The following is a 12,641-nucleotide window of genomic DNA, read 5'->3' as shown; positions in this document are numbered from 1 at the left end:
CTACGCGGGCGGCAGCCCGGCCATGGCCCGCAGGTCCACCAGCCGGTCATACTCGGCCGCCGTGACCAGCCCCAGCGCCACGGCCGCCTCGCGCGGCGCAATGCCGCGTGCCATGGCCTCGCGCGTGATGCGTGCCACGGCGTCATAGCCCAGTACCGGGTTGAGCGCGGTGGCCTGCAGCAGCGAGTGGCTGACCTGCTGCTCCAGCCGCTCGGTGTGTGCCTGCAGGCCGGCCACCAGCTTCTCGGCAAACACGCGGCTGGCGTCGCCCAGCGCGCGCATGGCGCGCAGCAGGTGGTGGATCAGCACGGGCTTGGCCACGTTGAGCTCGAAGTGCCCGGCCGAGCCCGCCAGCGTGACGGTGAGGTGGTGGCCCATGGCCTGGTAGGCGGCCTGCACCACGACCTCGGCCACGGTCGGGTTGCGCTTGCCCGGCATGATGGAGGAGCTCAGCCCATCGTCGGGAAACACCAGCTCCCCCAGGCCGCAGCGCGGGCCTGAACCCAGCAGGCGGATGTCATTGGCCATCTTGGCCAGCGAACCGGCCACCACGTTGAGTGCGCCCGAGACCTCGATGAGCGCATCGTGCGCGGCCATGCCTTCGAACTTGCAGGGGTTGGGCGTGACCGCCAGGCCCGTGAGCGCCTGTATCTCCTCGCAGAAGACTCGGTCGAATCCGGCCGGCGCGTTGAGCCCCGTGCCGGCCGCCGTGCCGCCCTGGGCCAGGCTCCACAGCCGGGGCTGGGTGGCCTGCAGCCGGTCCATGCCGTGGCCCACCTGGTGGGCGAATGTCTCGAAGCTCTGGCCCAGCGTCATGGGCACGGCGTCCATCAGGTGCGTGCGCGCCACCTTGAGCACGCCGGCAAAGGCCAGGGCGCGTTCCTGCAGGCGCTGCTGCAGCCGCTCCAGGGCGGGCAGCAGGTGGTCGCGCAACTCCAGCGCCGTGGCCAGGTGCATCACCGTGGGAAAACTGTCGTTGGACGACTGCGAGGCATTGGCATGGTCGTTGGGATGGACCGGGCTGCGCGTGCCCGGGGGCTGGCCCAGCATCTGGTTGGCGCGGTTGGCGATGACCTCGTTGGCATTCATGTTGGTCTGCGTGCCCGAGCCCGTCTGCCAGATGGTCAGCGGGAAATGCGCGTCCAGCAGGCCGTCGCGCAGTTCGGCGGCCGCGGCCTCGATGGCTGCGCCGCGCGCGTCGTCCAGCACGCCCAGGCGCCGGTTGGCACGCGCTGCCGCCAGCTTCTGCAGCCCGAATGCGCGGTACAGGCCCTGCGGAAAGCGCTCCTCGCCGATGGTGAACAGCTCCAGCGCGCGCTGGGTCTGCGCGCCCCAGAGGCGGTCGGCGGGAATGTGGACGGGGCCGAAGGCATCGTGCTCGATGCGGGTATGAGCTTGGGTCTGTGCCTGGGCCTGGGTGCGTGTCTGGTCCATGGGCTCAGTCCAGCGAGATCTTCGCGTCGGCTGCCACCTTGCGCCAGCGCTCCACCTCGGCGGCCGTGTGGCGGGCCAGGGCTTCAGGCGCGTATTGATCTGCGGGCAGCAGGCGTATGCCCTGGGCGGCCATCCTGTCGGTCCAGGCCTTGTCGGCCAGGGCCTTGGTATAGGCCTGGTAGACCTTTTGCACCACGTCGCGCGGCGTGCCCTTGGGCGCGTAGATGCCGTACCAGGTGGCGGTCTCGAAGCCCGGCAGCAGCTTCTGGCCCAGCGCTGCCGCGCCCGGGAACTGGGGCATGGGCTTGTCCGAGGTGAGCGCGATGGCGCGGATGCGCTCGCCCGCCAGCTGGGGCAGGGCGGTGTTGGTCTGGTCGAACATGGCATCGACCTGGCCGGAGATCACATCGGTCATGGCCGGTGCCGCGCCCTTGTAGGCCACCTGGGTGATCTCCATCTGCGCGCGGCTGGCGAACAGCGCCGCCACCAGGTGCGAGGTCGATCCCACGCCCGCGTTGCCGAAGTTCAGCCGGCCCGGGTTCTGCTTGCCGAAGGCCACCAGCTCCTCGGCCGTCTTGTACGGGGAGTTCTTGCCCACCAGCAGCACCAGCGGCGTGTCGGGGAAGCGGAACACCGCCTCGAAGTCCTTGACCGGGTCATAGGCCAGCTTCTTGTACAGCGACGGCGCCGCGCCCATGTAGCCCATGTGGCCGACCAGGAAGCTGTAGCCGTCGGGTGCCGAGCGCGCCGCCTTGGCCGCGCCGATGGTGCCGCCCGCACCCGGAACGTTCTCGATGATGATCTGCTGGCCAAGTTGCGTGCTGGTGCGCTGGGCGATGTCACGCGCCATGGCGTCCGTGGGGCCGCCGGCCGCGAAGGGCACGATCCAGGTCAGCGGCTTGGCGGGGTAGCCGCCCTGGGCGTGCGCGGCCAGGGCGAAGGTGGTGGCGGCCAGGGCAAGGGCCAGGCGTGGCAGGCGGGGAAGATGGAAAGGCATGGTGTTGTCTCCTGTAGTGCTGTGTTCTGTCCTGGGCCGGGGTGTCAGCGGCCGCTGGCTGTATGGGCGCGCGACAGCGCAAGGGCGCGGTCCACCATCTGCGGGGCCTCGCCCAGGTAGTTGCGCGGGTCGGTGAGGCGCTGCAGCGCCGCGCGGTCGAAATGGGCCGTGACTTCGGGCAGGCGGGCCAGCGCATCGGCCAGCGTGCCGCCCTCGGCGTTGACGCTGCGGCAGGCGGCATAGACGATGTCGTGCGCCTGCTGGCGGCCCGTGTGCGGGGCCAGGCCCATCATCACGGCCTCGGCCACGATCAGGCCGTCGGTCATGTCCAGGTTGCGGGCCATGCGTTCGGGATCGACGATGAGGCCGCCCAGCATGAAGCGCGCCTGGTGCAGGGCGCCAGCCGAGAGCACGAAGCTCTCGGGCAGGGCCACCCATTCGGCGTGCCAGGGGCCGGTGGCGCGCTCCAGGTCCTGGACCATGGCGTCCAGCATCAGGCCCGCATGCTGGCGCACGGCCTTGGAGGCGGCCAGCATCAGCTCGCTGGAGATGGCGTTGCGCTTTTGCGGCATGGTGCTGCTGGCGCCGCGCCCCGTGACGAAGGGCTCGAACACCTCGCCGAACTCGGTGGAGGACAGCAGCATCACGTCGTAGGCGATCTTGCCCAGCGAGCCGGTGACCAGGGCCAGGAAATTCACCGCTTCGGCCAGGCCGTCGCGCGCCACATGCCAGGTGGTGGCGGGCACGCCCAGGCCCAGTTCTTCCATCAGCAATTGCTGCACTTCCAGGCCCCGTCCGCTCAGCGAGGCCAGCGTGCCTGCCGCCCCTGCGAACTGGCCCACCAGCACGCGCGGGCGCAGTTCCTTCAGGCGCTGGGCATGGCGGTCGAACATGGCCAGCCAGATGGCGGCCTTGTAGCCGAAGGTAATGGGCAAAGCGTGCTGCAGGTGCGTGCGGCCGGCCATGGGCGTGTCGCGGTGGCGCTCTGCCAGGTCGGCCAGGATGGTGCGCAGCGCGGCGATGTCGGCATCGACCAGGTCCAGCGCATCGCGCACCTGCAGCACGGTGGCCGTGTCCATGATGTCCTGGGTGGTGGCGCCCCAGTGGATGTAGCGGCCTGCGTCGCCGCACTGTTTCACCAGCTGGTGCACCAGCGGCAGGATGGGGTAGCCGACAATGTCGGTTTCCTTGCGCAGCAGCTCGAAGTCCAGCGCTTCGAGGCTGCAGCGCTGCGCGATCTCGTGTGCGGCCTCGGCCGGAATCACGCCGCAGCGGCCCTGGGCGCGCGCCAGCGCGACCTCGACCTCGATGTAGCGCGACACCAGCGCGCTGTCGGCGAAGATGGCGCGCATGGCGGGGGTGCCGAAGGCGTCGCGGAACAGCAGCGAATCGATGGCGGTGCTGGAGGTGAAGGACGGAAGGGTCATGGTGCGCAATTGCAATTAAGTTCGGACATATCGATATTTTTATTTATGTACGTACATTACGAACATCCGGGTTTGCCTGGGGTGAGGGCCTGCGTCCATGGCTGAGACACGCTATGCCCAGGTGGCGCGCGACCTGTCCGAGCGCATTGCCTCGGGCGAATACGCCGTGGGCGCCCTGCTGCCCACCGAGCTGGAGCTGTGCGACCGCTATGGCGTGAGCCGCCACACCGTGCGCGCGGCGATTGCCGAGCTGCAGCAGTCGGGGCTGGTATCGCGGCGCAAGAAGGTGGGCACGCGCGTGGAGGCGGCGCAGCCCCATGCGCACTACCGCCAGGCGCTGACCTCGCTGGAGGACCTGGTGCAGTTCGGCGCCACCCATGTGCGCGAGGTGCGGCGCATCGAGGAGGTGGTGCTGGACCAGGACCTGGCCGCCGAACTGGACTGCCCGGCCGGTAGCCGCTGGCTGGCCATCTGCAGCCTGCGCCGCGACGGCGCCGCGCCGCACCTGCCCATTGCCTGGACCGTGGTCTATGTGGATGCGCAGCGCTTTGACACGCAGGAACTGGCCGAGCGCGTGCGCGCCGCGCCCGAGTTGCTGGTCAGCAGCCTGCTGGAGCAGCAATACGGCCTGCGCATCGCGCGGGTGCGGCAGGCCGTGGTGGGGGCGCTCATTCCCGAGGCGCTGTCGGAGGAATTGCAGGCCCCGGCAGGGTCAGCGGCGCTGAAGATCGTGCGCCGCTACCTGGATACCGATGGGGAGTTGATGGACCTCAGCGTGACCTTGCACCCGGCCAGCCGCTATACCTTGCATACGCAGTTGGACCGGGATCTGGCGAGCGTCTAGCCGTTGGCGTTGGCAGCTTCCGAGCCCTGCTCTGCCAGGAAGCCGCCGCTCTGGTGCGACCACAGCTTGGCGTAGATGCCGCCCAGCTCCAGCAGTTGCTGGTGCGTGCCCTGCTCGACGATGTGGCCCTGGTCCATCACGATCAGGCGGTCCATGGCCGCGATGGTCGAGAGCCGGTGGGCGATGGCGATCACGGTCTTGCCGTGCATGAGGCTGTCCAGGCTTTGCTGGATGGCCGCCTCGACCTCGCTGTCCAGCGCGCTGGTGGCCTCGTCCAGCAGCAGGATGGGCGCGTCCTTGAGCATGACGCGCGCAATCGCCACGCGCTGGCGCTGGCCGCCCGATAGCTTGACGCCGCGCTCGCCCACCTGGGCGTCATAGCCGCCACGGCCCTTGAGGTCGGTCAGCGTGGCGATGAAGTCCGAGGCCTCGGCCTTTTGCGCGGCGGCCAGCATCTCCTGCTCGGTCGCGTCGGGGCGGCCGTAGAGGATGTTGTCGCGCATGGAGCGGTGCAGCAGCGAGGTGTCCTGCGTGACCATGCCCACCGCGCCGCGCAGGCTGTCCTGAGTGACGGTGCGTATGTCCTGGCCGTCGATGGTGATGCGCCCGCCCTGGGCTTCATGGAAGCGCAGCAGCAGGTTCACCAGCGTGGACTTGCCCGCGCCCGAGCGGCCGATCAGGCCGATGCGCTCGCCGGCGCGGATGTGCAGGTTCAGGTGGTCGATCACCTGCTTGCCGCCGTCCTTGTAGGCAAAGCTCAGGTCCTCGAAGGCGATGGCGCCGTGCGTGACCTGCAGCGGCCTGGCGTCGGGCGCATCCACGATGGTGCGCGGCTTGGTCAGCGTGAGGATGCCGTCCTGGATGGTGCCCACGTTCTCGAACAGGCCCGTCATCTGCCACATCACCCAGTGCGAATAGCCCATCAGGCGCAGCGCCATGGCGATGATGGCCGCCACCACGCCTGCGCTGGCCTGTCCGGCCGACCACAGGTACAGCGCCGTGCCCGCCGAGCCCACCAGCAGCATCGTGATCATCAGATGGTTGACGATCTCGAACTGGCTGACCAGCCGCATCTGCGCATAGCCCGTGGACTTGAAGGCCTCCATGGCGTTGCGCGCGTATTCGGCCTCGCGGCGCGTGTGGGCGAACAGCTTGACGGTGGCGATGTTGGTGTAGGCATCGGTCACGCGGCCCGTCATCATGGAGCGTGCATCGGCCTGCTCCTTGCCGATCTTGCCCAGGCGCGGAACGAAGTAGCAGCAGGCACCGATATAGGCGGCCAGCCACAGCGCAAACGGAATCATCAGCCGCCACTCGAAGCTGGCCGCCAGGATCAGGATGCCGATCATGTAGACGCTCACGCCCACCAGCACATCGACCACCATGAACACCACTTCGCGCACCGACAGCGCGGTCTGCATGATCTTGGTGGTGATGCGGCCCGCGAACTCGTCGGCATAGAACGACATGCTCTGGCCCAGCATCAGCCGGTGGAACACCCAGCGCAGCCGCATCGGGAAGTTGATGGCCAGCACCTGGTGCATCACCGCCGTGTGAAAGGCCAGCAACAGCACGCTGGACAGCAGGACGGCGGCAATGCCCCACACCGTGCCGCGCTGCTCTGCCCAGAAACCGGCCGGCGACACCGTGGACAACCAGTCCACCACATGGCCCATGAGGGCGAACAGCGCCGCCTCGTAGACGGCCAGCAGCGCCGAGGTGCAGGTCAGCAGCGCGATCCAGCCGCGCATGCCTTGCGTGCAGGCCCAGATGAAAGCGAAAAAGCCCTTGGGCGGGACCGTGGGCTCGACGCTGGGATAGGGCGGAACGCGTTTTTCAAAGAAACCGAACAAGATTTTTTTACTCCTTGGTCAGACCATCGTAGGCCAGAGTCGGGTTTGCCCGATGCGCGTTCAGCATGACCTTTGGGCGCAACATGTTTTGTAAGAAATCTCCACACAACTGTCCTACGCGTGGGTTCGCGCCCGGATTTCAGTGCAGGGGGAACACCGCGCCGTGGGGAAGATTGTCCGCGTCCGGGGCCGCTTCGTTGTGCGCGAATGGGGAATGCAGCATGCCGCTGGCGGCAACAAAAAAGGCCTCTTGCGAGGCCTTGTGTTTCATGCCGCAGTGCAGTGAACTGCAGCGGACGGGGCTTGCCGCCGGTCAGGCCGGCAGAAAGCCTTCCACCGACAGGTAGCGCTCGCCCGTGTCGTAGTTGAAGCCCAGCACCTTGGCGCCTGCGGGCAGCTCGGGCAGCTTTTGCGCAATGGCGGCCAGGGTGGCGCCCGAGGAGATGCCGACCAGGATGCCTTCCTCGCGGGCCGAGCGGCGTGCGTACTCGCGCGCGGGTTCGGCCTCGACCTGGATCACGCCGTCCAGCAGGCTGGTGTCCAGGTTCTTGGGCACGAAGCCTGCGCCAATGCCCTGGATGGGGTGGGGCGAGGGCTGGCCGCCCGAGATCACGGGCGAGGCGGCAGGCTCCACGGCAAAGACCTTGAGCTGGGGGAACTTGGCCTTGAGCACCTTGGCCACGCCGGTCAGGTGGCCGCCCGTGCCCACGCCGGTGATCAGCACATCCAGGCCTTCGGGGAAGTCGGCCAGGATTTCCTGGGCCGTGGTGCGCACATGCACGTCGATGTTGGCGGGGTTCTCGAACTGCTGGGGAATCCAGGCGCCGGGCGTCTGGCTGGCCAGTTCCTGGGCGCGGGCGATGGCGCCCTTCATGCCCTTTTCCTTGGGCGTAAGGTCGAAGCTGGCGCCGTAGGCCAGCATCAGGCGGCGGCGCTCGATGCTCATGCTCTCGGGCATGACCAGCACCAGCTTGTAGCCCTTGACGGCGGCCACCAGGGCCAGGCCCACGCCGGTGTTGCCGCTGGTGGGCTCGATGATGGTGCCGCCGGGCTGCAGGGCGCCGGACTTCTCGGCGTCCTCGACCATGGCCAGGGCGATGCGGTCCTTGATGGAGCCGCCGGGGTTGCCACGCTCGGACTTGATCCACACATTGGCACCTGCGCCGAACAGGCGGTTGATGCGCACATGGGGCGTGTTGCCAATCGTTTGCAGGATGTTGTCAGCTCTCATCGGACCTCCGCGAGTTGGGGTGGTGGTTGGACAGTCGGGGGTGGTGCGCAGACGCTGCGCGAAAACCAGGCATTCATTGTGCACGCAGCTGTTCTATGCATGGGCTATATCGATATGGCCTGGACGGCTAACATCGCCGCATGAATCTACGGTTCCTGGAAACCTTTGTCTTGCTGGCCGAGCTGCGCAATTTCCGCATGACGGCCGAGCGGCTGTACACCACGCAGGCCGCCGTCTCCAGCCGCATCGCCACGCTGGAGCAGGAGTTCGGCGTGCGCCTGTTCGACCGTGGCGTGCGCGAGGTCACGCTGACGGCCGACGGCGCCAAGGCCCTGGTCCATGCCGAGCGCATGCTGCGCCTCATGCGGGAGATGCGCGAGGACATGCTGGACAAGCAGGCCTATGCCGGCGTGATCCGCATCGGCGCCATCGAGTCCATCGTGCACAGCTGGTTTCCCGATTTCCTGGCGCTGCTGCAGCAGCGCTATCCGCGCCTGCAGGTGGAGATCGCCTGCGACACCACGCTGCACATGTCCGAGCAATTGGTGAAGGGCCAGCTGGACCTGTCGCTGCAGGCCAAGCCCGTGACGGCGGCCGGCGTGGGCCATCTGTCGCTGGGTGAATTTCCCATGGCCTGGGTGGGCAGCCCCAAGCTGGGCATTGGCGACGAGACCCTGAGCCTGGCCGAGCTGGCGGCCTTTCCCATCATGTGCTTTGCGCGCGGCTCCGAGCCGTATGCGGTGATCGAGCAGTTGTTCTCCACCGAAAGCAGCGCCTCGGTGCACCTGAACTGCATCGCCTCGGTGGCGACCATGATCCGCGTGGTCTGCGACGGCCTGGGCGTGGCCGCCGTGCCGCCGGCCATCATCCAGCGCGAGCTGGCCGAGCAGCGCCTGCGCCTGCTGCGCGTGGACCGTGAGTTCCCCTCGCTGCCGCTGGTGGCCTGCTTTCGCAACGATCACCAGAACCCGCTGACCGAAGTGGTGGCGCGCGCGGCCGAGGAGACCGCCGCCGCCTTTGCGCTGAACCACGGCCAGGCCGTGGCGCGGCTGCCGGGCAGCGGCCTGGGCGGCTAGGCCCGAGGCTGCCTGGTCGATCAGCCCTGCGCCGAAGCCAGCAGCTGCTCCACGGCCAGGGCCACGGACAGCAGTCGCCCGTCCTGCCCGCCGAGGCCGGCCAGGCTCAGGCCCACGGGCGCCTCGCCTGCGCGGTGGCAGGGCAGGGAGATGGCGCAGCCGTCGAGGAAGTTGATCAGCGTGGGGTTGCGCAGGATCAGGCCGTTGGCGCCGAAGTAGGCCTCGTCGCTCTGCGTGAGGTCGGCGATCTTGGGGGCGACCACGGGCACGGTGGGCATGACGATCAGGTCATGGTCGGCCATCTGGGCGCTGACGGCGGCAATCCACTGCCTGCGGCGTGCCAGCAGGTCGATGTAGTCGGCCGCGCTGATGTCCTTGCCGCGCAGGATGCGCGTGCCCACGCGCGGGTCGTACTCGGACAGGCGTGTGGCGATGTGGTGGCGGTGCCAGGCCCAGGCCTCGGCGGCCGTGAAGCCGCCCTTGGAATTGATGTCGGCCAGCTCGCCGAAGGGCGCGACCACGGCATGGGTGATGTGGGCGCCCGCCTGCGACAGCAGGGACAGGGCGCGCTCCCAGGCGGCGGCCACGGTGGCGTCCATGCCGTCCAGCACCACGTTGGTGGGTGCCAGCAGGCGCAGGCCCTGCAGCGGCGCGGCATGCAGCTCGCCCAGCGGCTCGCCGGAGAGGATGGCGTCCAGCGTGGCGCAGCAGCGCACGCTGGGGGCCAGCGGGCCGATGGAGTCCAGGTTGGCCGACAGCGGCAGCACGCCCTCCATGCTCACGCGGCGCGCCGTGGGCTTGAAGCCCGTGAGCCCACACAGCGCCGAAGGAATGCGCACCGAGCCGCCCGTGTCCGAGCCGATGGCCGCCATGCCCATGCCGTCGGTGACCGAGATGGCCGCGCCCGAGGACGAGCCGCCCGGGATGCGGCCGCCGTCCTCGTCACGCTGCCAGGGATTGCGCGGCGTGCCGTAGTGCGGGTTGATGCCCAGGCCCGAGTAGGCGAACTCGGTCATGTTGGTCGTGCCCACGATGACGGCGCCGGCCTGGCGCAGGCGCTGCACCACTTCGGCCGTGCGCTGCGCGGGCGGTGCGTCGGCCAGCAGGCGCGAGCCGCCCAGCGTGGGAAAGCCGGCGATGTCGAACAGGTCCTTGACCGAGACCGGCAGGCCCTCGATGGGCGAGCGCGCCAGGCCGGCCGCACGCAGCACGTCGCTGGCACGGGCCTCGGCCAGGGCCGCGCCCTGGAACACGCGCGTGAACACCTTGGGGCCTTCCCCCGACATGGTGCGGGCCAGGGCCTGCTCGGTCAGCTGCACCGAGGTGGTTTCGCCGCCATGCAGGCGCTGTGATGCCAGTTCCAGGCTGGGCAGGGGGAGGGCTTGGGTCATGTGGGAAGTCCTGTGGGTGAAGGCGGGCGTGGGCGGATCGGAGTCGCGGCTCAGGCCACGACGTCCAGCAGTTCGCTGCGGTAGCTGTGGCGGATGGAACGCTGGCTGCGGGGATCGTACAGCTCCATGGAGAACTGCGTCGAGGGGCGGATGCCACCGATGGCGCCCACCGTGCCGCAGGTCATGCCGCAGCCTGCGGGCAGCAGATCCTTGCCGCCCGTGAAGCCTGCGATCAGGTCCTGGGGCGTGCGCAGGCTGGCCAGCGTGCCTTCCTGGTAGAGCACCTCGCGGCCGTCTTCCACGATCCACGAGCGCACGACCAGCTCATCCCAGTGGCCGGCCACGTCGGCAAAGCGCCAGGCCTGGGTGGCCACGGGCTTGACGCAGGCCTGCTTGGAAAAGGCCACGCTGTAGGCTTCCAGCTTGCGGTCCGTGTGGTCGGAGGCCAGGCTCACGAACATCTCGCCTTCGTGCGTGAACACGAAGACCTCGACCTCGCCGGAGGAGTCAGCGCCCAGCACCTGCAGCGCGCTGCGCTGGCTCAGCTGGTTGCTGGAGATGCGGTAGTACAGCGGCACGGCGCTGGGGCGCGGGATGCCGATGGCGGCCAGCTCCTCGATGTGGTGCTCGATGGCCTCGCGGTCGCGGCCGGCCCAGCCGGCGACGATGAGGGTGTCGAATTCAGGGGCGAAGGTCTGGCCCTCGGGGGTGGTGAACTGCAGTTGCATGGCAGGCGATCCAGGAAAAAGGCGGGGCCGCAGGCCCCGGTGGGAAAGAGGAGGGGGCAGTGGCGCGCGCGGTGCGGCGCGCAGGCATCACTGCTTCTTGACGAAGAGCACGACCAGGAAGGCGGCCATGAATTCCAGCGCGGCCACGAAGTACAGGCCCGAGGACAGCGACCCCGTGCTGGTCTTGAGCGCGCCGATCATGTAGGGCGCCACGAAGCCGGCCAGGTTGCCGATGGAGTTGATCAGCGCAATGCCGCCGGCCGCCGCCGTGCCGGCCAGGAAGGCGGCAGGAATCGACCAGAACACGGGAAAGGCCGCGAGGATGCCGATGGAGGCCAGCGTCAGCGCGCACAGGGCGAGCACGGCGTTGTGCAGGAACAGGCCCGTGAGGATCAGGCCCGCCGCCGCGATCAGCGCGGACAGGGCGCAATGCATGCGGCGCTCGCCGGTCTTGTCCGAATGCATGCCGTTCCAGACCATGGCCAGGGTGCCGGCCAGGAAGGGAATGGCCGAGATCAGGCCGATCTGCAGCGTGTTCTGGATGCCGATCTCCTTGATGATGGACGGCGACCAGAAGGCAATGGTGGCGTTGCCGCTGACGATGCAGAAATACACGGCAGCGCACAGCCACACGCGGTAGTTGCGGCAGGCGTCCAGGAAGGACACATGCTTGTGGCCGCCCTGGTTCTCTGCCTCCACGGCGGCGGTCACGGCGCGCTGCTCGGACGCGCTCAGCCACTTGGCGTTGGCGGGCTTCTCGGGCAGGTACAGCAGCACGAAGAAGCCGGCGATCACCGAGGGAATGCCCTCCAGGATGAACAGCCACTGCCAGTTGGACAGATGGCCCACGCCCTGCATGCCATTCATGATGGCGCCCGCAATGGGGCCGCCCACGGCGCCCGCAATGGCGAACGAGGTCATGAACAGGCCGTTGACGCGCGCCCGGTGGCGGGCCGGGAACCAGTAGGTCAGGTACAGCACCACGCCGGGGAAGAAGCCGGCCTCCACCACGCCCAAGATGAAGCGCAGCACGTAGAACATGGTGGGCGTGGTCACATAGGCCATGGCCATGGAGGCCGCGCCCCACAGGATGGTGATGCGCGCCAGCGTCTTGCGTGCGCCGATCTTCTCCAGCAGCAGGTTGCTGGGCACTTCGAACAGAAAGTAGCCGATGAAGAAGATGCCGGCACCCAGGCCGTAGATGGCCTCGCTGAACTGCAGGTCGTCCAGCATCTGCAGCTTGGCGAAGCCGACGTTGACGCGGTCTATCCATGCCAGGATGAAGAGCAGCACCAGAAAGGGAATCAGGCGCCAGGCGATCTTGCGGTAGGTGGCGTCCATGTCGGGCGGCGATGCCTGGCCGGCGCCGTGGGCGGGGGAATGTGCGGCGGATGCCGGACTGCTCATGGGGTGTCTCCTGTCTTCGACGGTGCAGCGGGCACACGGACCGGGGCGGGGCCCGTGTGTCTTAGGGGCTTCAGGCGCTGGCGGGTCTGCAGTGAGACCGGCCGGGCGTCTGGAGCTGTTCCTGTGGCGGCAGTATCGAAAGGCGGGACAGGGCTGTCCAACAAGAAATTATGAGCAGGCCTGAATGCAAATTCTTATGGGCAGAGCTGGTGCGGGCGCCGCACCGGCATGCAGCATGCGTGCACCATTTGCG

At 68.5% G+C, this 12,641-nt stretch carries 11 protein-coding genes; 2 read left to right on the top strand and 9 right to left on the bottom strand.

Translation table 11 applies throughout. From position 1 onward, the window contains the following. From INR38_RS22245 to pcaB, 3 genes are read right to left on the bottom strand one after another with little or no spacing between them, the layout of a single operon-like run. Positions 1-1,434, bottom strand: coding sequence for a class II fumarate hydratase (locus tag INR38_RS22245; RefSeq protein WP_207443118.1), 1,434 nt, complete (start codon positions 1,432-1,434; stop codon positions 1-3). A 4-nt stretch (positions 1,435-1,438) separates the two neighbouring features. Next, positions 1,439-2,431 (bottom strand): tripartite tricarboxylate transporter substrate-binding protein, encoded by a 993-nt coding sequence (locus INR38_RS22240; protein WP_012203368.1) that lies wholly within the window; start codon positions 2,429-2,431, stop codon positions 1,439-1,441. Between the two features lie 44 nt (positions 2,432-2,475). Continuing rightward, positions 2,476-3,858 (bottom strand): 3-carboxy-cis,cis-muconate cycloisomerase, encoded by a 1,383-nt coding sequence (pcaB, locus tag INR38_RS22235; RefSeq protein WP_034390459.1) that lies wholly within the window; start codon positions 3,856-3,858, stop codon positions 2,476-2,478. 97 nt (positions 3,859-3,955) lie between these two features. On the opposite strand from pcaB, the gene INR38_RS22230 reads away from it, so the two are divergent. Then, positions 3,956-4,702, top strand: a complete 747-nt coding sequence (locus INR38_RS22230) for a GntR family transcriptional regulator (RefSeq protein WP_016448060.1) — start codon at positions 3,956-3,958, stop codon at positions 4,700-4,702. Here INR38_RS22230 and INR38_RS22225 read toward each other — a convergent pair. The 3 genes from INR38_RS22225 to cysK form a co-directional block, all read right to left on the bottom strand. After that, entirely contained in the window at positions 4,699-6,555 is a 1,857-nt protein-coding gene (locus INR38_RS22225; RefSeq protein WP_013804128.1) for an ABC transporter ATP-binding protein, read from the bottom strand. The genes INR38_RS22230 and INR38_RS22225 overlap by 4 nt on opposite strands. A gap of 139 nt (positions 6,556-6,694) precedes the next feature. Continuing rightward, positions 6,695-6,826 (bottom strand): hypothetical protein, encoded by a 132-nt coding sequence (locus tag INR38_RS28910; protein ID WP_013804127.1) that lies wholly within the window; start codon positions 6,824-6,826, stop codon positions 6,695-6,697. A 42-nt stretch (positions 6,827-6,868) separates the two neighbouring features. Further along, entirely contained in the window at positions 6,869-7,786 is a 918-nt protein-coding gene (gene cysK / locus INR38_RS22220; RefSeq protein WP_043822008.1) for a cysteine synthase A, read from the bottom strand. Between the two features lie 140 nt (positions 7,787-7,926). Here cysK and INR38_RS22215 point away from each other — a divergent pair, with 140 nt between their 5' ends. Continuing rightward, positions 7,927-8,862, top strand: a complete 936-nt coding sequence (locus INR38_RS22215; protein ID WP_043822010.1) for a LysR family transcriptional regulator — start codon at positions 7,927-7,929, stop codon at positions 8,860-8,862. A gap of 20 nt (positions 8,863-8,882) precedes the next feature. On the opposite strand, the gene INR38_RS22210 is transcribed toward INR38_RS22215, so the two are convergent. The 3 genes from INR38_RS22210 to INR38_RS22200 all read right to left on the bottom strand — a co-directional run bounded on the left by INR38_RS22210 (position 8,883) and on the right by INR38_RS22200 (position 12,388). Further along, positions 8,883-10,253, bottom strand: a complete 1,371-nt coding sequence (locus INR38_RS22210) for an amidase (RefSeq protein ID WP_207443119.1) — start codon at positions 10,251-10,253, stop codon at positions 8,883-8,885. 50 nt (positions 10,254-10,303) lie between these two features. After that, entirely contained in the window at positions 10,304-10,981 is a 678-nt protein-coding gene (locus INR38_RS22205; protein WP_063327231.1) for a DUF2848 domain-containing protein, read from the bottom strand. Between the two features lie 87 nt (positions 10,982-11,068). Then, positions 11,069-12,388 (bottom strand): MFS transporter, encoded by a 1,320-nt coding sequence (locus tag INR38_RS22200; protein ID WP_034390465.1) that lies wholly within the window; start codon positions 12,386-12,388, stop codon positions 11,069-11,071. Positions 12,389-12,641 lie beyond the last annotated feature (253 nt).

It is taken from the genome of Delftia sp. SD018, from assembly GCF_017355445.1.
GTDB classification, from domain to species: domain Bacteria; phylum Pseudomonadota; class Gammaproteobacteria; order Burkholderiales; family Burkholderiaceae_C; genus Comamonas; species Comamonas acidovorans.
Note: the sequence above shows the minus strand (reverse complement) of the source record. Positions and strands in the feature narration are given on the sequence as shown.